General features: G+C 62.5%; 16 protein-coding genes. 12 read left to right on the top strand and 4 right to left on the bottom strand.

What is annotated here, in order from left to right; all coding sequences use genetic code 11:
• Window positions 1–4 precede the first annotated feature (4 nt).
• A complete protein-coding gene (gene rpsT / locus BMX62_RS08555; protein ID WP_090207388.1) occupies window positions 5–265 on the bottom strand; it encodes a 30S ribosomal protein S20 in 261 nt (86 codons plus the stop codon).
• 152 nt (window positions 266–417) lie between these two features.
• Between rpsT and murJ the strand changes: the two genes are divergently transcribed.
• From murJ to ispH, 5 genes are all read left to right on the top strand, one after another.
• Complete coding sequence (gene murJ / locus BMX62_RS08550) at window positions 418–1,971, top strand: murein biosynthesis integral membrane protein MurJ (protein WP_090207486.1); 1,554 nt, start codon at window positions 418–420, stop codon at window positions 1,969–1,971.
• Window positions 1,972–2,035: 64 nt separating this feature from the next.
• Window positions 2,036–2,992: a bifunctional riboflavin kinase/FAD synthetase gene (gene ribF, locus BMX62_RS08545; protein WP_090207384.1), complete on the top strand. Its 957-nt coding sequence runs from the start codon at window positions 2,036–2,038 to the stop codon at window positions 2,990–2,992.
• Window positions 2,993–3,004: 12 nt separating this feature from the next.
• Window positions 3,005–5,827 carry an isoleucine--tRNA ligase gene (gene ileS / locus BMX62_RS08540; RefSeq protein ID WP_090207379.1) on the top strand — a complete coding sequence of 941 codons (2,823 nt, stop codon included), beginning with the start codon at window positions 3,005–3,007 and terminating at the stop codon, window positions 5,825–5,827.
• Window positions 5,828–5,891: 64 nt separating this feature from the next.
• Window positions 5,892–6,371, top strand: a complete 480-nt coding sequence (gene lspA / locus BMX62_RS08535; RefSeq protein WP_090207375.1) for a signal peptidase II — start codon at window positions 5,892–5,894, stop codon at window positions 6,369–6,371.
• A gap of 46 nt (window positions 6,372–6,417) precedes the next feature.
• Window positions 6,418–7,362, top strand: coding sequence for a 4-hydroxy-3-methylbut-2-enyl diphosphate reductase (gene ispH, locus BMX62_RS08530; RefSeq protein WP_090207372.1), 945 nt, complete (start codon window positions 6,418–6,420; stop codon window positions 7,360–7,362).
• Here the strand turns inward: ispH and BMX62_RS08525 are convergent.
• Window positions 7,349–8,815 carry a GGDEF domain-containing protein gene (locus BMX62_RS08525; RefSeq protein WP_090207368.1) on the bottom strand — a complete coding sequence of 489 codons (1,467 nt, stop codon included), beginning with the start codon at window positions 8,813–8,815 and terminating at the stop codon, window positions 7,349–7,351. The two genes, ispH and BMX62_RS08525, sit on opposite strands and share 14 nt — an antisense overlap.
• A gap of 245 nt (window positions 8,816–9,060) precedes the next feature.
• On the opposite strand from BMX62_RS08525, the gene katG reads away from it, so the two are divergent.
• Window positions 9,061–11,250: a catalase/peroxidase HPI gene (katG, locus tag BMX62_RS08520; RefSeq protein ID WP_090207364.1), complete on the top strand. Its 2,190-nt coding sequence runs from the start codon at window positions 9,061–9,063 to the stop codon at window positions 11,248–11,250.
• A 37-nt stretch (window positions 11,251–11,287) separates the two neighbouring features.
• On the opposite strand, the gene BMX62_RS12840 is transcribed toward katG, so the two are convergent.
• On the bottom strand, window positions 11,288–11,437 hold the full coding sequence (locus tag BMX62_RS12840; RefSeq protein WP_156055384.1) for a hypothetical protein: 150 nt from the start codon (window positions 11,435–11,437) through the stop codon (window positions 11,288–11,290).
• Between the two features lie 20 nt (window positions 11,438–11,457).
• Between BMX62_RS12840 and BMX62_RS08515 the strand changes: the two genes are divergently transcribed.
• The 6 genes from BMX62_RS08515 to BMX62_RS08490 all read left to right on the top strand — a co-directional run bounded on the left by BMX62_RS08515 (window position 11,458) and on the right by BMX62_RS08490 (window position 19,352).
• Window positions 11,458–11,967, top strand: coding sequence for an FxsA family protein (locus BMX62_RS08515; RefSeq protein ID WP_090207482.1), 510 nt, complete (start codon window positions 11,458–11,460; stop codon window positions 11,965–11,967).
• 122 nt (window positions 11,968–12,089) lie between these two features.
• Entirely contained in the window at window positions 12,090–12,380 is a 291-nt protein-coding gene (gene groES, locus BMX62_RS08510) for a co-chaperone GroES (RefSeq protein ID WP_008931806.1), read from the top strand.
• Window positions 12,381–12,427: 47 nt separating this feature from the next.
• Window positions 12,428–14,068, top strand: coding sequence for a chaperonin GroEL (groL, locus tag BMX62_RS08505; RefSeq protein WP_090207361.1), 1,641 nt, complete (start codon window positions 12,428–12,430; stop codon window positions 14,066–14,068).
• Between the two features lie 146 nt (window positions 14,069–14,214).
• Window positions 14,215–14,841, top strand: a complete 627-nt coding sequence (locus tag BMX62_RS08500; protein ID WP_090207356.1) for an OmpA family protein — start codon at window positions 14,215–14,217, stop codon at window positions 14,839–14,841.
• 134 nt (window positions 14,842–14,975) lie between these two features.
• Window positions 14,976–17,450: a heavy metal translocating P-type ATPase gene (locus BMX62_RS08495; protein ID WP_090207353.1), complete on the top strand. Its 2,475-nt coding sequence runs from the start codon at window positions 14,976–14,978 to the stop codon at window positions 17,448–17,450.
• A 183-nt stretch (window positions 17,451–17,633) separates the two neighbouring features.
• Complete coding sequence (locus BMX62_RS08490; protein ID WP_090207349.1) at window positions 17,634–19,352, top strand: potassium/proton antiporter; 1,719 nt, start codon at window positions 17,634–17,636, stop codon at window positions 19,350–19,352.
• Window positions 19,353–19,376: 24 nt separating this feature from the next.
• Here BMX62_RS08490 and rep read toward each other — a convergent pair whose 3' ends face one another.
• Window positions 19,377–21,377, bottom strand: a complete 2,001-nt coding sequence (gene rep, locus BMX62_RS08485) for a DNA helicase Rep (RefSeq protein WP_090207479.1) — start codon at window positions 21,375–21,377, stop codon at window positions 19,377–19,379.
• Window positions 21,378–21,390: the final 13 nt, after the last annotated feature.

The following is a 21,390-nucleotide window of genomic DNA, read 5'->3' as shown; positions in this document are numbered from 1 at the left end:
GGCATCACATCTGGCGGATGCGGGCGTTCAGACGGCTCTTGTGACGGGCCGCCTTGTTGGCGTGGATGATACCCTTGGTGACGGTCTTGTCGATCACCGGCACGGCAGCCTGGTAGGCGGATGTTGCACCGTCCTTGTCACCGGCACGCACGGCCTTCAGCACCTTTTTGACGGCGGTGCGAAAGCGCGAACGCGTAGCCATGTTGCGCTGGCGATTGGTCTCGGCCTGGCGGGCACGCTTGCGAGCGGAGGCGATGTTAGCCAAGGTGAATCTCCTGAAAAATCGGGTCAGTTCCGGAAAGGCGTGGAAGTGTGCATGGAATGCAAGGGGTTGTCAACCACGCCCCTGGCGGGCCTGCCAAACCCGGTCTGCAATCCTGTATCGTATCGCCCCGGTCCCTGTCACCCCTCACCCCCATGAGTCGACTTCTCAAATCCACCGCCGTGGTCAGCGGCATGACCCTGATTTCCCGCCTGTTCGGCTATCTGCGGGACATGGTGCTGGCGGTGAATTTCGGCGCCAGCGGGGCCACCGACGCCTTCTTCGTTGCCTTTCGCATCCCCAATTTTCTGCGCCGCCTGTTCGCGGAAGGGGCCTTTTCCCAGGCGTTTGTGCCGGTGTTCGCCGAATACCGGGAAAAGCGCGGGGCCAGGGAACTCAAGGATCTGCTGGATCATGTCAGTGGCGCCCTCACCCTGGTGCTGTTTCTGGTCACCCTGCTGGGGGTGCTGGTAGCGCCCTTGCTCATCAGCCTGTTTGCGCCGGGGTTTCACGGCGAAGATGGCCGCCATGCCCTGGCTTCGGAGATGCTGCGCATCACCTTCCCCTACCTGCTGTTCATTTCCCTCACCGCCATGGCCGGCGGTATTTTGAACAGCGTGGGGCGCTTTGCCGTGCCCGCCTTCACTCCCGTGTTCCTGAACCTGTCTCTGATTGCCGCCGCCATCTGGGGCGCCCCCCTGTTTGCAGAACCGGTGGTGGCTCTGGCCTGGGGCGTGTTCATCGCCGGCGCGGTGCAGCTGGCTTTTCAGATTCCGTTCCTGATGCGGGTGGGCCTGCTGCCCCGCCCGCGCCTGAAACGGGCCCATGCCGGAGTCCGGCGCATTGGTCGGCTCATGCTGCCGGCCATCTTCGGCACGTCGGTGGTGCAGATCAATCTGCTGGTGGACACCCTGATCGCCTCCTTCCTGGCCGCCGGTTCCATCACCTGGCTGTATTTCTCCGACCGGTTCGTGGAGCTGCCCCTGGCCCTGTTCGGCATCGCCATCGCCACGGTGATCCTGCCCCGCCTGTCCCGGGAACATGCCGGGGCAGACCCCATGGCCTTCAGCCGCACCCTGGACTGGGCATTGCGGCTGTCCCTGCTCATTGCCATCCCCTGCGCCCTGGGCCTGATCCTGCTGGCGGCGCCGATCCTGTCCAGCCTGATCCAGTACCAGGAATTCCTGGAGAGCGACACCCGCATGGCGGCCATGTCCCTGATGGCCTACGCCGCGGGCCTGCCGGCCTTCATCCTCATCAAGATTCTGGCTCCGGGCTATTTTTCCCGGCAGGACACCACCACACCGGTGAAGGTGGGCATCATTGCCATGGTGGCCAATATGGTGCTGAACCTGGTCATCGTGGTGCCCTGGGTCTGGATGGACTGGCCCGGTCCCCATGCCGGCCTGGCCCTGGCCACCGCCCTGTCGGCCTACCTGAATGCCGCCCTGCTCTATCGGGGCCTGCGGCGGGACCAGGTGTTGCACATCCTGCCGGGCTGGATAGGGCTGTGGTGGCGACTGCTGCTGGCGGCAGGGTTGATGACGGGGCTGCTGTTGATATTGACCCCGGAGTTGTCCCAGTGGAGTGCCTGGATCGCCCGGGAACGGGTGCTGATGCTGCTGGGCCTGATCGGTCTGGGGGCGGTCAGCTATGGCGCGGCCCTGCTTGCCCTGGGGGTCCGCCCCAGAGCCTTCCTGCTGAAATGACCCCGCAAGCCTGTCAAAGCCCGGCCCCTCCTGAGTATACTCAACACTTTTGCGACCAACTCCCATGGAACTGATTCGCGGTGCCCACAATCTCAGGCCCCGCCACCGTGGCTCGGTAGTCACCATCGGCAATTTCGACGGCGTCCACTTGGGTCACCAGGCCGTACTTGGACAACTGGCCGAAAAGGGGGCGGAACTGGGCCTGCCCACCACGGTGGTGAGTTTTGAACCCCTGCCCCGGGAATATTTTACCGGCGGCAGGGCGCCGCCCCGGCTGCAGCGTTTTCGGGACAAATGCCTGGCTCTGCGGCGTTTCTCTGTGGATCGCCTGCTATGCCTGCGCTTCAATGCCGCTTTGGCGCGGATGTGTCCGGAGGATTTCATCCGCATCCTGCTGGTGGAGCAACTGGGGGTACGCTATCTGGTGGTGGGGGATGATTTCCGTTTCGGCAGGCAACGTGCCGGAGATTTCCAGACCCTCAAGGAAGCCGGCAAGGTCCACGGCTTTGAGGTGACCCACATGCATACCTTTCCTATTGATGGGGAACGGGTCAGCAGTACCCGCATTCGCCGGGCCCTGACCCTGGGCCGGATGACAGAGGCGGAAAAATTGCTGGGGCGCCGCTACCGTATCAGTGGCCGGGTGGTTCATGGCGACAAGCAGGGCAAGCCCCTGGGGTTTCCCACGGCGAACCTGCTGCTGGGGCCAAGCCCCATGGCAATACGCGGGGTCCATGCGGTGGAGGTTTTTGGTCTGCCGGGGGAACCCTTGCAGGGGGTGGCCAACGCAGGCACCCGTCCTACCCTGGGGGGCATGCAGAACCGGCTGGAGGTTCACCTGTTTGATTTCGACGGGGATCTCTATGGCCGTCACCTGCAGGTGGATCTGCTGCACCACCTGCGGGATGAACAACGCTTTCCTTCACTGGATGCCCTGCGCGCCCAGATCACCCTGGATGCGGCACAGGCCCGGCAATTTTTTGCGGCCCCCACATCATCGGCGCCACACGGGACCGACTGAGGTTATACGACATTGGCTGATTACAAAGATACCCTGAACCTGCCCCAGACCGATTTCCCCATGCGGGGCAACCTGGCCCAGCGGGAACCCAAGATGCTGGCGGACTGGCAGCAGCAGGACCTGTACCGGCAGATCCGCCAGGTCAGCGCGGGGCGTCCCCGCTTCGTCCTGGCGGACGGCCCGCCCTACGCCAACGGCGACATCCACATCGGCCACGCGGTCAACAAGATTCTCAAGGACATCATCGTCAAGAGCCGCACCCTGGCGGGTTTCGATGCCCCCTACGTCCCCGGCTGGGACTGCCACGGCCTGCCCATCGAACTGCAGGTGGAACGCAAGCTGGGCAAGGCCGCCCGGGGTGCCGATGCCGCCAGCTTCCGTCAGGCCTGCCGCACCTATGCCCATGAGCAGGTGGATCGCCAGCGGGAGGACTTCAAGCGTCTGGGGGTGCTGGGCGACTGGGACAACCCCTATCTGACCATGGACTATCCGGTGGAGGCCGACATCATCCGCGCCCTGGGGACCATCATCGAGCGAGGGCACCTGCTCAAGGGCGACAAGCCGGTGCACTGGTGCGTGGACTGCGGCTCCGCCCTGGCCGAGGCGGAAGTGGAATACGAGGACAAGACCTCCCCCGCCATCGACGTGCGGTTCCGCACCCTGGACGACGAGGACGTCCTGCGGCGCCTCACCGTGCTGGATGACGCCGCCACCGGTCCGGTCTCGGTGGTGATCTGGACCACCACCCCCTGGACCTTGCCCGCCAACCAGGCGGTGGCCCTGCACCCGGAACTGGAATACGCCCTGGTGGCGGTCAACGGCGAGCGCCTGCTGCTGGCCCGGGATCTGGTGGACACCGCCATGGGGCGCTACGGCTTCGAGGACTGGCGCATCGTCGGCCATGCCCGGGGCGCCCTGTTCGAGGGAATGCTGCTGCAGCATCCCTTCTATGACCGCCAGGTACCGGTGATCCTGGGCGATCACGTCACCCTGGAAGCGGGGACCGGCGCCGTTCACACCGCCCCCGGCCATGGTCAGGATGACTACGTGGTGGGCAGTCGCTACAACCTGCCGGTGGATAACCCGGTGGGCGGCGACGGTCGCTTCCTGCCCACCACCGAGCTGTTCGCCGGTCAATCCGTGAACGAGGCCAACGGCCATATCCTCCAACTGCTGCAAGACCGGGGCATGCTGGTGAAGATGGAGAAGATCCGCCACAGCTACCCCCATTGCTGGCGCCACAAGACCCCCATCATCTTCCGCGCCACCCCCCAGTGGTTCATCAGCATGGAGAAGGCGGAACTGCGGGAAACCGCCCTGAGCGCCATCGACAAGGTGCGCTGGGTGCCCGACTGGGGCCGCGCCCGCATCGAGGGCATGGTGGCCAACCGCCCCGACTGGTGCATCTCCCGCCAGCGCCACTGGGGTGTCCCTATCCCCCTGTTCGTCAACAAGGAAACCGGCGCCCTGCACCCGGATACCCCCGCCCTGATCGAGGCGGTGGCCCAGCGGGTGGAACAGGCCGGTATCGAGGCCTGGTTCAGTCTGGACCCGCGAGAGCTGCTGGGGGAGGACGCAGACCGCTTCGACAAGCTCGGCGACACCCTGGATGTATGGTTCGACTCTGGCGTCACCCATGCCGCCGTGACCGAGCGCCGGGCCGGGCTGGGACTGCCGGCGGACCTCTACCTGGAAGGCTCCGACCAGCATCGGGGCTGGTTCCAGTCCTCCCTGCTCACCGCCGTGGCCATGCGGGGCGAAGCCCCCTACAAGGCGGTGCTGACCCATGGTTTCACGGTGGACGCCCAGGGCCAGAAGATGTCCAAGTCCAAGGGCAACGTGGTGGCGCCCCAGAAGGTGATGGACACCCTGGGGGCGGACATCCTGCGTCTGTGGGTGGCGGCCACCGACTACAGCGGCGAGATGGCGGTGTCCGACGAGATCCTCAAGCGGACTGCCGACGCCTACCGGCGCATGCGCAATACCGCCCGCTTCCTGCTGGCCAACCTCAACGGCTTCGATCCGGCCCGGGATCTGCTGCCGCCGGAACAGATGCTGCCCCTGGATCGCTGGGCGGTGGACCAGGCCCTCAAGGTGCAACAGCAGGTGACCCAGGCCTATGAGCGCTACCAGTTCCACCAGATCTACCAGCGGGTCCACAACTTCTGCTCGGTGGAGATGGGCAGCTTCTACCTGGACGTGATCAAGGACCGCCAGTACACCACCCAGGCGGACAGCCGCGCCCGTCGTTCGGCCCAGACCGCCATGTACCACGTGGTGGAGGCCATGACCCGCTGGCTGGCCCCCATCCTGAGCTTCACCGCCGAGGAGATCTGGCGGCACATCCCCGGAGAGCGTCCGGCCTCGGTGCTGCTCACCACCTGGTATGAACACCTCTCCCCGCTGCCGGAGGACGGCCCCCTGAGCGCCGCCGACTGGCACCGGGTACTGGAAGTGCGTCAGCTGGTCAGTCGGGAACTGGAAAAGCTGCGGGCCGACGGCGGCATCGGCGCCGCCCTGGATGCGGAGGTGGACCTGTACTGCGATGGCCCGCTTAAAGACATCCTCTCCCGTCTGGGGGATGAACTCCGGTTTGTGCTGATCACCTCCTATGCCCGGGTCCAGGGCCGCGACCTGGCCCCCGCAGATACCGTGACCGTCAGCCTCCCGGAGGGTGATGACCTGGCCATCCGGGTATCCCGGTGCGAACATCCCAAGTGCCCCCGCTGCTGGCATCACCGGGCGGATGTGGGTGCCGATGCCGGGCATCCGGAACTGTGCGGACGCTGCGTGGAGAATGTGGCTGGCACGGGGGAACACCGGGCCTTTGCCTGATCCACATATTGCCCTCACCCCCCTCTCCTTCCCATGGAGAGGGGCGCCAACAGAGAACAAAAACATGATCAAATGGCTGTGGCTGTCCTTTGCCGTGATCGTCCTGGACCAGATCACCAAGCGGATCGCGGAGTACCAGCTGGTGCAGTTTGCACCCATGGAAATCCTGCCGTTCTTGAACTTCACCCTGGTCTACAACCAGGGGGCGGCCTTCAGCTTCCTCAGTGAAGCCGGCGGCTGGCAGCGCTGGTTCTTCACCGTGCTGGCCATTGGCGTGAGCATCATCCTGGTGTGGTGGATGGCCAGGCTCCAGCGGGAAGAGGCCGGCACCGCCGCGGGCCTGGCCCTGATCGTCGGCGGCGCCATCGGCAATGTCATCGACCGGATCTGGCACGGCCATGTGATCGACTTCATCGACATGCACTACGCCGGCTATCACTGGCCCGTGTTCAACATCGCCGACAGCGCCATCACCGTGGGTGCTGTCTGGTTGATTGCCGTCAGCCTGCTGCAGGGGACCAAGCCTCCGCCCAAAGCCTCGTGATCCTGTACACTCGTCCCCCCTGCCAACATACCCACCGGGTCTGACCATGCACATCCTCCTCGCCAATCCCCGCGGATTCTGCGCCGGTGTTGACCGGGCCATCGAGATCGTCGAACGGGCGCTGGATCTGTTCGGCACCCCCATCTACGTGCGTCACGAAGTGGTCCATAACCGCTATGTGGTCAATGAACTGCGGCAAAAGGGCGCCATTTTTGTCGAGGAACTGGATCAGGTCCCGGATGGGGCTACGGTCATTTTCAGCGCCCACGGCGTGCCCCGCACCGTGCGCGACGAAGCCCATCGCCGGGGCCTGCGGGTCTTTGATGCCACCTGTCCCCTGGTGACCAAGGTCCACATGCAGGTGGCCCGCCATGCCGCCCGGGGCGAGGAAGTGGTGCTCATCGGCCATGGCGGTCATCCCGAGGTGGACGGCACCCTGGGCCAGTATGACCGCAGCCAGGGGGGCGAGATCTATCTGGTGGAAAACGTGGAAGCCGCCTCCCGGCTGGAGGTGAAACACCCAGAAACCCTGGCCTACGTGACCCAGACCACCCTGTCCATGGACGATACCCAGGGTATCGTGGACGCCCTGCGGGCGCGCTTTCCCCATATTCAGGGCCAGCGCCGGGACGACATCTGCTACGCCACCCAGAACCGGCAGGATGCCATCAAGGTTCTGGCTGCCGAATGCGACCTGATTCTGGTGGTGGGTTCCCCTAACAGCTCCAACTCCAACCGGCTGCGGGAGATTGCCGAAAAGCTGGGGGTGGAAGCCTATCTGATCGACGGTGCCGAAGACATTCAGCTTCAGTGGCTGGAAGGCCGGCAGCGGATCGGTGTCAGTGCCGGCGCCTCTGCACCGGAACTGCTGGTGCAGCAGGTGCTGGCTCATCTGCACCCCTTGGGGGTGGACACCATTGTGGAACACGAAGGACGCCCGGAAAAGGTGACCTTCTCCCTGCCCAAGGAACTGCGTCTCAAGGAGGATTAACGCCCTCGCCCTGCCCGATCACCTTTTGGGTAATGCGGTTGCGACCGGTGCGCTTGCTCGTGTAAAGCGCACTATCCACCTCCTGGATCAGCTGTTCCCGGCTGGGCGGAGAACCCCCCTCCGGGCAGGTGACCACACCAATGCTGATGGTCACCGGGATCGGTCCCGCGGCCGTGACAAACGGCTGCCCATTCACTGCCTCCAGTAATCGCTGGGCCATCATGAGTGCCCCATCCTCGTGGGTTTGAGGCATGATCAGCATGAATTCCTCACCGCCATAACGGGCGGCCAGGTCCGAGTTCCGGGCCAGTTGCCTGACGGTATCGGCGATCTGCAACAGCACCTGATCCCCCACTGGATGACCGTGGGTATCATTGATCCGTTTGAAATGGTCCAGATCGAACATCAAGACGGAAAAGGCATTGCCATAGCGGCGGACCCGCGCAATCTCCCGGCTCAGTAACTGCTGCATATAAGCATGGTGATACAGGCCCGTCATGCCATCCAGCTGAATTTCCCGTCCCAGTTCCCTGGCCCGGACCAAAGCCCGGATAATGGGCCGCAGCACCAGAACGGTGAGGACAAGCACCAGCAAGACCATCCCCCCGACCACCCCCAGCAGAATCATCAATTGACGGTTGGTTTCGGCAAAAAAACGCTGCTCGTCCACCACCGCCACCACCTGCCAATTGCTACGGGCCAGGGAAATGACCGAAATCATGAACCCTTCCGTGGCCTTGTCCTGTTCAAGATAATCCAGCAACACCTGCCAGGAATGGGCATGTTCCAGGGTCTGGGGCCAGAACAGGATATGCCCTGCATGATCGGTGATGCTAAAGGTCATGGTACGCAGGTCGTGGCGCTGGGGTTGCTCCAGAATCCGGTACAAGGCCCCCGCATCCATGACCAATATATCCCAGCCTGCCAACCCCTGTTCCGGGTGCTTGATGGGGGAACAGTACAGCAGGGTGGTCAACCCTCCCAGGGAGGCAGGCCCCAGCATCTGAAGCTGGGTCTGACCAGGCTGCGGGCAGTGCAGTGTCATGGCTGGATCCAGGGGAACCCCCACGCTCACCAGATCCTGGCCCAAAGGGTCCTTGCGGTGAATACCCAGCAACTCCTGGTTGGCCCGCAAGGCATCCTCCAGTTTGGGGGCGGTAAAGGTCTGCAGGGCTTCCAGGGTATGTTGCCCCTCCAGATAGGCCACCTGTTTTTCCCGAATCGCCGAGCGGCTGGCGGTCTGATGGGCCAGGGCAAAATGTCGGTCCAGCACACCCTGCACCAGCCACTGGGTTGACTGCAGGCCGTGGGCAATCTCCAGGGCATGTCCTTCCCGCAGCCGATCCGCCAGCGGCTTGAAGCCCACCCAGTAAAAACTGGCAGTCAGCAAAGCCGAGCTGATGATCACAACCAGATAGATTGTGTGGATGTTAGGATGGAGAATCTTGGGCACTCGGGGACTCGGGATGTCTTCCAGCAGAATTGAATGGTGTGGAAAAATCAGATATAAGAAATAAACTCATTCTAAAACAGATTCTGGTGAGCTGCCCCTGTCCAGGGTCAAGCCCTGATCAAGATGACCGTCTCCGATGATATCAAGGCATCATCGGCAGCCAGTCAAGTCCCGGTATCTGCTTTTGGGGACAACAGGCTTGGAGCAGGTCACAGATATCCACAAACCACCAGCAGGAGAGAGAGATGGCAGAAAACAACAGTCACACCCCCGGTCAATGCCCGGTTATCCATGGCGGCAATACTGCCAGTGGTGCCTCCACCATGGCATGGTGGCCCAATGCACTGAATCTGGACATCCTTCACCAGCATGACACCAAGACCGACCCTCTGGGCGAAGATTTTGATTATGCCGAGGCATTCAAAAAGCTGGATCTGGAAGCCGTCAAGCGGGATCTGCGGGCGTTGATGACCGACAGCCAGGACTGGTGGCCCGCCGACTGGGGCCACTACGGCGGCCTGATGATCCGCATGGCCTGGCACGCCGCCGGCACCTACCGCATTGCCGACGGCCGCGGGGGGGCCGGGACCGGCAACCAGCGCTTTGCGCCGCTCAACAGCTGGCCCGACAACGTCAACCTGGACAAGGCCCGTCGCCTGCTGTGGCCGATCAAGAAAAAGTACGGCAATGCGCTCTCCTGGGCCGACCTGATCATTCTGGCCGGCAACATGGCCTACGAGTCCATGGGTCTGAAGACCTTCGGCTTTGCCGGTGGCCGCGCGGACATCTGGCACCCGGAAAAAGACATCTACTGGGGTTCCGAAAAGGAATGGCTGGCCAAGTCCGGCGGCGAAGGTAGCCGCTACTCCGGCGAGCGCGACCTGGAAAACCCCCTGGCCGCCGTGATGATGGGCCTGATCTACGTCAACCCGGAAGGGGTGGACGGCAATCCCGACCCACTCAAGACCGCCCATGACGTGCGCATCACCTTTGCCCGCATGGCGATGAACGATGAGGAAACCGTGGCCCTGACCGCCGGTGGCCATACCGTGGGCAAATGCCATGGTAACGGCGATGCCTCCAGGCTGGGCTCGGACCCCGAAGGGGCCGGCGTCGAAGAACAGGGCCTGGGCTGGCATAACCCCCAGGGCAAGGGCTGTGGCCGTGAAACCATCACCAGCGGCATTGAAGGCGCCTGGACCACCTACCCCACCAAGTGGGACAACGGCTACTTCAAGATGCTGCTGGAGCACGAATGGGAGCTGAAGAAGAGCCCGGCCGGTGCCTGGCAGTGGGAACCTGTCGATATCAAGGAGGAAGACAAGCCGGTGGACGTGGAAGATCCGTCCATCCGCTACAACCCGATCATGACCGACGCCGACATGGCCATGATCAAGGACCCCATCTATCGGGAGATCTCCGAGCGTTTCTACAAGGATCCTGAGTATTTCAACGAGGTCTTCGCCAGGGCCTGGTTCAAGCTGACCCACCGCGATCTGGGGCCGAAGAGCCGTTACCTGGGTCCGGACGTGCCCCAGGAGGACCTGATCTGGCAGGACCCCATCCCCACCGTGGATTACACCCTGGATGATGGCGAAATCGCCGACCTCAAGAACAAGATCCTCGCCAGCGGCCTGAGCGTTTCCGAGCTGGTCGCCACTGCCTGGGACAGTGCCCGTACCTTCCGTGGTTCCGACTGCCGGGGCGGCGCCAACGGCGCCCGGATTCGTCTGGCGCCGATGTGCGACTGGGAAGGCAACGAGCCGGAACGTCTCAAGAAGGTACTGGGCGTGCTGGAAGGCATCCAGTCCGGCCTGAGCAAGCCGGTGAGCATGGCCGACCTGATCGTGCTGGGCGGCACGGCGGCGGTGGAAAAGGCCGCACGGGATGCCGGCGTGGACATCACCGTGCCCTTTGCACCGGGCCGTGGGGATGCCACCGAGGAGATGACCGACACCGAGTCCTATGCCGTGCTGGAACCCATCCACGACGGCTACCGCAACTGGCAGCAGAAGGACTATGTGGTCACCAGCGAGGAGCTGTTGCTGGACCGCACCCAGCTGATGGGGCTGACCGCCCCGGAAATGACGGTGCTGGTGGGCGGCATGCGCGTCCTGGGCACCAACCATGGCGGCACCCGGCATGGCGTGTTCACGGACCGGGTGGGGGTGCTGAGCAACGACTTCTTCGTCAACCTCACCGACATGGGCTACCGCTGGGCGCCAGTCGGCAACAACCTCTACGAAATCCGTGATCGCAACAGCGGCCAGGTGAAGTGGACCGCCACCCGGGTCGACCTGGTGTTTGGTTCCAACTCGGTCCTGCGGGCCTATGCCGAAGTCTATGCCCAGGATGACAACCGGGAGAAGTTCGTCAAGGACTTCGTCAAGGCCTGGGTCAAGGTGATGAATGCGGACCGCTTTGACCTGAAGTAAGCCATGGTGTGATGGAGGCACCGCTGACACTGGTGCATCATATTGGTCGGAGGTGGCTGGAACCAGTCACCTCCCGATTCACTTCCGGCAGCGGATTGCCCAGCTGTTCCAGCAAGGCATGGCCTTCGTCCAGGTCGAACTGCTGGGCAAAAGTGACCTGTACCTGCTGCCATCCTCCATCCCACATCAGTTATGGATATTGCCATCATGCCTGTCTTTCCCATTTTTTTGCTGCTGTTTTTCACCATCCCCCTGATCGAAATTTTTGTGCTGATCAAGGTGGGCGGCATCATCGGCATCTGGGCCACCGTGGGCCTGGTGATCCTCACCGCCGTGATTGGTGCCTTCCTGCTTAAGCAGCAGGGCATCGCCACCCTGACCCGAATCCAGCGCAGTATGGATCAGGGGCAGCTACCGGCCCAGGCGCTGGTGGAGGGCCTTTTTCTGGTGATCGGCGGCGCCCTGCTGCTGACGCCCGGCTTTTTCACCGATGCCATTGGCTTTGCCTGCCTGCTGCCGCTCACCCGTCAGACGTTGGCAATCCTGATGATCCGTCGCGGGATTTTTGCGGCCCAGACCCGATATCAGGCCCGGCCCCATGATCAACAGCCCCCCGAACAGGGAAGAGGGGGACGCACCATCGACGGGGAATGGGAACGGGAAGAGCCGGTACGCCCGGAAGTGGCATCACCGGAGCAGAGCCGGGATCGGGAATAGCATTCCCCCCCTTGACATCCGCAGGTTCGTCCCTATTATTAGCACTCACCAAGGGGGAGTGCTAACAGCCCCTGGGATCAGACACAGTCAATCCAAAACCTGCTTCTAAGGAGTCAAGGCCCATGAATATCCGTCCGTTGCATGATCGGGTGATCATCAAGCGCATGGAAGAAGAGCGCACCAGCCCCGGCGGGATCGTGATCCCCGACAGCGCCACCGAGAAGCCGATCCGCGGCGAAGTGGTTGCCGTGGGCAAGGGCAAGAGCCTGGACAATGGTGATGTGCGCCCGCTGGACCTGAAGGTGGGTGACAAGGTGCTGTTTGGCAAGTACTCCGGCACCGAGGTCAAGGTGGACGGTCAGGAACTCCTCGTGATGCGCGAGGAAGACGTGATGGCCGTCATCGAAGGCTGATCCAGCCCTGCTCCCCACAGAATACATTTTTAGAGGATGAGACAAGTATGAGCGCGAAAGAAGTCCGCTTCGGTGATGACGCCCGTGCCCGCATGGTCAAGGGCGTGAACGTCCTGGCCAATGCCGTGAAGGTCACCCTGGGTCCCAAGGGCCGCAACGTGGTGCTGGAAAAGTCCTTCGGTGCCCCCACCGTGACCAAGGACGGCGTGTCCGTGGCCAAGGAAATCGAACTGGAAGACAAGTTCGAAAACATGGGCGCCCAGATGGTGAAGGAAGTCTCCTCCCAGACTTCCGACGTGGCCGGTGACGGCACCACCACCGCCACCGTGCTGGCCCAGGCCATCGTCCGCGAAGGCATGAAGGCGGTCACCGCCGGCATGAACCCCATGGATCTCAAGCGTGGTGTGGACAAGGCCGTGATCGCCGCCGTGGCCGAACTGGCCAACCTGTCCAAGCCCTGCACCGACAGCAAGGCCATTGCCCAGGTGGGCACCATCTCCGCCAACTCTGATGAGTCCGTGGGCGAAATCATCGCCAGCGCCATGGAGAAGGTGGGCAAGGAAGGCGTGATCACCGTGGAGGAAGGTTCCTCCCTGGAAAACGCCCTGGAAGTGGTGGAAGGCATGCAGTTCGACCGCGGCTACCTGTCCCCCTACTTCGTCAACAACCAGCAGAACATGAGCGCCGAGCTGGATGACTGCTTCGTGCTGCTGTACGACAAGAAGATCTCCAACATCCGCGATCTGCTGCCGGTGCTGGAAGGGGTGGCCAAGTCCGGCAAGCCCCTGCTGATCATTGCCGAGGACATCGAAGGTGAAGCCCTGGCCACCCTGGTGGTCAACTCCATCCGCGGCATCGTCAAGGTGGCCGCCGTCAAGGCCCCCGGCTTCGGCGACCGTCGCAAGGCCATGCTGCAGGATATCGCCATCCTCACCGGCGGCCAGGTCATCTCCGAAGAAGTGGGCCTGTCCCTGGAGAAGGCCAGCATCGACGACCTGGGCATGGCCAAGCGCATCGTGGTCACCAAGGAAAACACCACCATCATCGATGGCGCCGGCAAGCACGACGAGATCAAGGCCCGGGTGGAGCAGATCCGCGCCCAGATCGAAGACGCCACCTCCGACTACGACAAGGAAAAGCTGCAGGAGCGCGTGGCCAAGCTGGCCGGCGGCGTGGCTGTCATCAAGGTGGGTGCCGCCACCGAAGTGGAAATGAAAGAGAAGAAGGCCCGGGTGGAAGACGCCCTGCACGCCACCCGTGCCGCGGTGGAAGAAGGCGTGGTCCCCGGCGGTGGTGTGGCCCTGGTGCGCGCCCTGGAAGCCATGGGCGAGGTCAAGGGCCTCAACCACGACCAGGACATGGGTATCGCCATCGCCAGACGTGCCATGGAAGAGCCTCTGCGCCAGATCGTGGCCAACTGCGGCGAAGAGCCGGCGGTGGTCATGAACCGGGTGCGCGAGCTCAAGGGTAGCCAGGGCTACAACGCCGCCACCGGTGAGTTCAGCGACATGATCGAGATGGGCATCCTGGACCCCACCAAGGTGACCCGTACCGCGCTGCAGAACGCCGCTTCCGTGGCCGGTCTGATCATCACCACCGAAGCCATGGTGGCCGAGCTGCCCAAGAAGAACGAGCCTGCCATGCCCGGCGGCGACATGGGCGGCATGGGCGGCATGGGCATGATGTAAGCCCTGCGGCCTGATTCACCGCAATGAGGTGCCGTTTTAGCGACGGCAGCAGAGCCCCGCCCCGTGCGGGGCTTTGTGTTTGTGGGTAATATACACTGGTGTGGCAGCGCCACATCACCCGCTTTATTTTCAGGAGAACATACAACATGCATAAAACAAGCTTCGCCGGTGGTCTGGCCCTGGCATCGGTCCTGTTACTGACCGGTCCCTCCGTGGCCCTGGCCAATACCGGTTATGCCTCTGATCCCCGCGGTACCGTGGTGCGGGATGGTTCCGGTGACTGTGTGCGCACGCCCCGCTGGGACGTGGACCTGGCCATCGAAGGCTGCTCCGGCTATGTGGCACCGCCGCCGGTCAGAGTAGCTGAACCCACCCCGCCCCCGCCGCCCCCGCCGCCGCCGGCCCCTCGCTATGAAACCGTAACCCTGGGTTCTGAAGTGCTGTTTGCCACGGGTAGCCATCGTCTGAACCCGGCTGCCACCAGCGAGCTGGACCGGGTGGTTACGCGGATTCGCCAGGGCAACAATGTGGAGCGTATCGTCATCAGCGGCCACACCGATAACACCGGGCCTAGAGCCTTGAACGAGCGCCTGTCCAAGGACCGGGCCGATTCGGTCAAGGCATTCATGGTGGAGCGGGGTGTCCCGGCCCACATGATCCAAACCGCCGGTTATGCCTATGATCGTCCGGTGGCCTACAACACCACCCCGGAAGGCCGCGCTGCCAACCGTCGGGTGGAAATTCGCATCGAAATGACCGAGCGGGTCAACTAAGTACGCCGCGTTCCGGTAAAGGCCCCTCTCCCCTTGCGGGAGAGGGGATGGAATGAAGGAAAAACCACCGGGGCAGTTTCCACTGGCCCCGCTCAGGTATTAATCTGGACGCTGGCCCTTTTCCGGCAAGCCCCATGTCCCGTTCCAGTGATGATCCTTCCCGCACCCTGACCCTGCCCATCACCGGCATGGGCTGCGCCGCCTGCGTCACGCGGGTGGAGGATGCCCTCAAACCCCTGCCGGGAGTAAATACCGTCAGCGTCAATCTGGCCACCGAAAAGGCCACCGTCACCACCCAGGATATCCCCGATATCACCACTTTGGTCCACGCCGTCCGTGAGGCCGGTTATGACGTGGCCGAAGATACCCTGATCCTGGACGTCTCCGGGATGAGCTGCGCCGCCTGCAGCAGTCGGGTGCAGGCCCTGCTGGAACGGACCCCAGGGGTAGTGGAGGCTGGGGTCAACCTGGCCACCGGCCAGGCACGGGTGCATATCCTCGCCGGTGCTGTCTCCGCCGCAGCACTGGCCCGACGCATCACCCAGGCCGGCTACCAGAGCCGGGTCCACAAGGCCGGTCCGGATCGAGAAGACCGGGAACGGGCCGAGCACCAGCAAACCCTGTCCCGGCTGCGCCACGCCCTGATTCTGGCCGCCACTTTGACCCTGCCCATCCTGGTGCTGGACATGGGGGGGCATATTTTCCCCGCCTTTCATCAGATGGTGCATGGGGCCCTGGGGACCCAGAGCGTATATATTGTGTTCTTCCTGCTGGCCACCGGGGTGCAGTTCGGCCCTGGACTGCGGTTTTATCGTCAGGGTGGACCGGCCCTGATCCGGGGCGCCCCGGACATGAATGCCCTGGTCATGCTGGGAACCTCTGCTGCCTATGGTTATTCCGTGGTGGCCACCTTCCTGCCTGGAGTTTTGCCAGCGGAGTCGGTACACGTCTACTACGAGGCTTCTGCGGTGATCATCACCCTGGTGCTGCTGGGGCGCTATCTGGAAGCCAGGGCCAAAGGGGCCACATCCGAGGCCATTCGCAGGCTCATCGGCCTGCGGCCCCGGACCGCCCGGGTCTGGCGTGACGGTGACTGGGTCGAGGTAGACATGGAGCAGGTTCTCCCCGGTGACCGGATTCAGGTCCGGCCAGGAGAGCGCATTCCAGTGGACGGGGTGGTGGAGGAAGGTCAGTCCTGGGTAGATGAATCCATGATCACTGGCGAACCGGTGCCCGTGGATAAATCAGTGGGCGCCACCGTGGTGGGTGGCACCATCAATGGCCAGGGGGCCATGACCCTCAAGGCCCAGCGGGTGGGTTCGGACACCGTGCTGGCCCAGATCATCCGCATGGTGGAGTCCGCCCAGGCCGCCCGGCTCCCGATCCAGAATCTGGTGGACCAGGTGACCCGGTATTTCGTCCCGGCGGTGATGGGGATCGCTCTGGTGACGTTTCTGGTCTGGTTGTTTTTCGGTCCCGCGCCGGCACTCACCCTGGCCCTGGTGAATGCGGTGGCGGTGCTCATCATTGCCTGTCCCTGCGCCATGGGGCTGGCCACCCCCACCTCGATCATGGTGGGTACCGGCAAGGGGGCGGAGATGGGGGTGCTGTTTCGGGGGGGGGATGCCCTCCAATCCCTGCGGGATGTCCAGGTGGTGGCTCTGGACAAGACCGGCACCCTGACCCAGGGACAGCCTCAACTGACCGGGATCACCGTGTTGGCGGATCATGATGAAGCCGAGGTACTGACTCTGGCAGCCGCCCTGGAGTCCCGCTCGGAACATCCCCTGGCCCAGGCGGTGGTACGCGCTGCCCGGCAACGGGGGCTGGATCTGCCTGATGTGGAGCACTTTGAGTCCCTGACCGGACTGGGTCTTCAGGGTCGGGTGGGAGGCCATGAACTGCTTATGGGTTCGCCCCGCTTCCTGGCCGAAGCGGGAATTGACCTGGAAGATGTTCAGGACGCTGTGGCCAGCCTGACAGCCCAGGGAAGCACCCCGGTGCTGATTGCGGTGGACCAACAACCGGCGGCCCTGCTGGGGATCTCCGACCCGCCCAAGCCGTCATCAGCTGCGGCCATGGCCCATCTTAAGTCCCTGGGACTCAAGGTGGTGATGATCACCGGCGACGATGAGCGCACGGCCCAGGCCGTGGCCCGGCAACTGGGCATCGACGAAGTGGTGGCCCAGGTATTGCCCGAGGGCAAGGTGGCGGCGGTGCAGCGCCTGCGGGCCTGTGGAAACAAAGTGGCTTTCGTCGGTGACGGCATCAATGATGCCCCGGCCCTGGCGGCAGCGGATGTGGGTCTGGCCATCGGTTCTGGTACGGATGTGGCGATGGAATCGGCTGGGGTGGTGCTGATGTCCGACGATCTGCATCAAGTGGCCCATGCCATCGCCCTGTCCCGGGCCACCATTGGCAATATCAAGCAGAACCTGTTCTGGGCCTTTGCCTACAACGCCACCTTGTTGCCGGTAGCGGCCGGTGTGCTTTACCCGTTCTTTGGGCTATTGCTCTCGCCGGTATTTGCGGCAGCGGCCATGTCCCTGTCCTCGGTCTCGGTACTGACCAATGCGCTGCGACTCAAGAGATTCTCCCCGGTGAAATAATATTTAAAAATGGGTTGACATGATAATGAGAAAGATTATTATTTAAGGCGTGTGTCGTATTTCTCCTCTTCTCGCACGCTTGGGGCCGGATATCCGGCCCTTTTTTTTTGCGTGAGGTGGGTCTCTGTTCAGAACATTCTTAAACTCATGCCATTTTTTAATAATGGCTGATAAAGTTTATGCATGGACCTCACTAACCAGATCATCTTCTTTGGCAGCCTTATCCTGCTGGGCAGCGTCCTCTCCAGCGTCATCACGCGACGCCTGGGGGTGCCCCTGCTGCTGGTGTTCCTGTTCATCGGGATGCTCCTGGGGGAGCAGGGTCCGGGTGGGATCGAGTTCGAAGACATCCAGATGGCTCACCTGTTCGGCAGCCTGGCCCTGGCCATCATTCTCTTCGACGGCGGCATGCGTACCCCCATCGACAGCTTCCGGGTGGGGCTGCGCCCAGCCCTGGGTCTGGCCACCATCGGCGTGATCATCACCGCCGGCATCACCGGCGCCTTTGCCGCCTGGTGGCTGGGGATCAACTGGATGCTGGGCTTTTTGCTGGGAGCCATCGTCGGCTCCACCGATGCTGCCGCCGTGTTTTCCCTGTTGCATTCCCAGGGACTGGAACTGAAACAGCGGGTAGGTTCCACCCTGGAGATCGAGTCCGGCTCCAACGACCCCATGGCCATCTTTCTCACCATCGTGCTCATCGAACTGCTGGTGGGTGGTCACGGCAACATGGGACTCACCGTGCTATGGGAATTCATTCGCCAGATGGGTCTGGGTGCCCTGGTAGGGATTGTCGGTGGCCTGGGACTGGTCTGGCTCATCAATCGACTGGAGATTTCCCAGGGGCTTTATCCCCTGGTGGCCCTGGCTGGAGGATTGTCCATTTTCGGCCTGGCCTCAGTGATGCAGGGCAGCGGATTTTTGGCCATCTATCTGGCAGGTCTGGTGGTGGGGAACCGTCCCATGCAGGCTTCCCAGTATGTGAACCGTTTTCACGACGGGATCGCCAGTCTGGCCCAGATCGGCATGTTCCTGATGCTGGGGCTGCTGGTGACCCCTTCGGAACTGATGCCCGTGGCCGTGGATGCCCTGCTGATCGCTGCCGTGCTGATTCTGGTGGCCCGGCCTCTGGCAGTGTGGCTGTGTCTGCTGCCCTTCAACTTTCCCTGGCGGGAGCAGGTCTTTGTCGGCTGGGTGGGTCTGCGAGGGGCCGTGCCCATCATCCTGGCCCTGTTCCCGATGCTGGCGGGGATCGAGGCAGCGGGGATGCTGTTCAACATTGTCTTCTTCGTGGTGATCATCTCCCTGCTGGTCCAGGGCTGGACCATCACACCAGTGGCCCGCTGGCTGCGGTTGGAGGTACCACCCACCACCCATGTGGTGCAGCGGGTGGAACTGGACATTCCAGGTCAGCAGGAACTGGAACTGGTGGCTTACCGATTGGCAGACAATACCCCGGTGGTACGGGAGAAATGGACCAGCTTTACCCTGCCCCGCAGCGTGCGGGTGGTGGCCCATGTCCGCGACAAGATCATCCTGGACACCCTGGACATGCTGGACCTGCGGGCGGGAGATTACCTCTATCTGCTGGCGGCCCCCGATGACCTGACGGTACTGGATCGCCTGTTCGTGGCCAGTTCTGCCCCCGAACGCCTGTCCGAACGCAAATTTTTCGGTGAATTCGTGCTCAACGGTTATGCCAAGGTGGGAGATCTGTCCCTGATCTACGGCCTCAAACTGCCAGAATCCGCCAAGGATATGACCCTGGAAGAATTCATCCTGGACCGTCTCAACACCTCGCCCGTGGTGGGTGACCGGCTGCAATGTGGCGAGGTGGAACTGGTGGTGCGGGAGATGGCGGCCGACCGGATCGCCCGGGTGGGTCTCAAACTCAACCCATGAGCCAAAACCCCAATCAAGCCCCTCTCAACCCAGCAGGGATTTCAGGTTGCTCAGATGGGCCTTCCCCGTCAATCGGCGTTCTTCCGGGTCCGGGGGCTTGGCATCGGGCCATTCCAGATGTGCCTCGGGCAACTCTCCCAGAAAACGACTGGGTTCACAGTCCATCTTTTCGCCAAAACGGGTGCGCTGGCGGGCATAGGTCAGGGTTAGGGCCTGTCTGGCCCGGGTGATGCCCACATAGGCCAGTCGACGTTCTTCCTCCAGGCTATCCTCCTCCAGACTGACCCGGTGGGGCAGCAGTTCTTCCTCCATGCCCACCAGAAAAACACAGGGAAATTCCAGCCCCTTGGCAGCATGCAGCGTCATCAGGCGTACCCCATCAGCCTCGGTATCCCCCCCGGCCCGATCCAGAATATCCATCAGAGTCATGTGAGCCACGATTTCCCCGATATTCTTGCCCCCACCAGTGCCTTCCTTGGCCAGCCGCCCCATCCACTCCAGAACCTCCTGCACGTTCTCCATGCGTTTTGAGGCGGCTTTAGGGTTGGCACTTTGATCCAGCAGCCAGGTCTCGTAGTTCATTTCCTCTACCAGAATCCGGGCAACAGCAGCAGGATCACCGCTGGATGCGTCTCCGGCCCGGTCCCGCAGCCATTGGGCAAATCCCTGCAGTCGCTCCACCGCCCGTTCGGACAGTACCTGGGTCAGTCCAAACTCAAAACAGGCAGTAAACAGGCTGACATGGCGGCGACTGGCATATTCTCCCAGTTTTTCCAGGGTGGCAGCGCCAATTTCCCGTCGCGGCACATTCACGATGCGCAGGAAAGCACTGTCATCATCCGGGTTGGCCAGCAGGCGCAGATAGGCCAGGATATCCTTGACTTCCGCCTTCTCGAAGAAGGATTGACCACCGCTGACCTTGTAGGGAATGTTGTTTTCCCGCAGCAGTTTTTCAAATGCCCGGGCCTGATGATTGCCCCGGTAGAGAATGGCGTAATCCTTGAATTCCAGGCGATGCTTGAAGCGATGCTTCATGATCTCCGACACCACCCGGGCTGCTTCGTGGTCTGCATCCTTGCAGGGCAGCACCCGGATGGGATCACCCTGCCCCAGACCGCTCCACAGGCGTTTTTCGAACACGTGGGGGTTATTGGCAATCAGCTGATTGGCCGTTTGCAGGATACGGTTGGTGGAGCGGTAATTCTGCTCCAGCTTGATGACTTTCAGATGGGGATAATCCTGTTGCAGGGCCATCAGATTTTCCGGGCGGGCGCCGCGCCAGGCATAGATGGACTGGTCATCATCACCCACTGCGGTAAGCCCGGCATCCACATCCACCAGTAGACGGACCAGACGGTACTGGCAGGTGTTGGTATCTTGATACTCGTCCACCAGCAAATGACGCAGGCGATGACGCCACCGCTGGCGCACTTCAGGCTGATCTTCCAGCAGACGCACGGGCAGCACGATCAGATCATCGAAATCCACGGCGTTATAGGCTTTAAGTGCCCGCTGATAGGCGGCATACAGGCGAGCCTGATCAGCCTCCAGATCATCGGCTGCCAGAGACAGGGCTTGATCCGGGGTCAGCATATCGTTTTTCCAGCGACTGATACGATGGCGGGCCACCTCCACTTCCACCCCATCGCCATCACGATGGGTCAATTGTTTGAGCAGGGACAGGGCATCAGCGGCATCGAAGATGGAAAATCCCGCCTTGTAGCCCAAGGTCTTGAGTTCCTTGCGGATGAAATCCAGGCCCAGGGTATGAAAGGTGGAAACCGTCAATCCCCGGCTCTCGTCCCGGGACAGCAACTTGCCGGCACGGGCCTTCATCTCCCGGGCGGCCTTGTTGGTGAACGTGATGGCGGCGATCCGTCTGGGGGACAGGCCCCGATGCCGGATCAAATGGGCAATTTTTTCCGTGATCACCCGGGTCTTGCCACTGCCGGCACCGGCCAGCACCAGCAAAGGGCCATCCACATATTCGACGGCGGCGCGTTGTTGCGGATTGAGGGTATCCATGACCATGAGGGTG

It is taken from the genome of Ectothiorhodospira magna (assembly GCF_900110965.1).
GTDB classification, from domain to species: domain Bacteria; phylum Pseudomonadota; class Gammaproteobacteria; order Ectothiorhodospirales; family Ectothiorhodospiraceae; genus Ectothiorhodospira; species Ectothiorhodospira magna.
The sequence above is the reverse complement of the archived record's forward strand: the minus strand, read 5'-3'. Positions and strand labels throughout refer to the sequence as shown.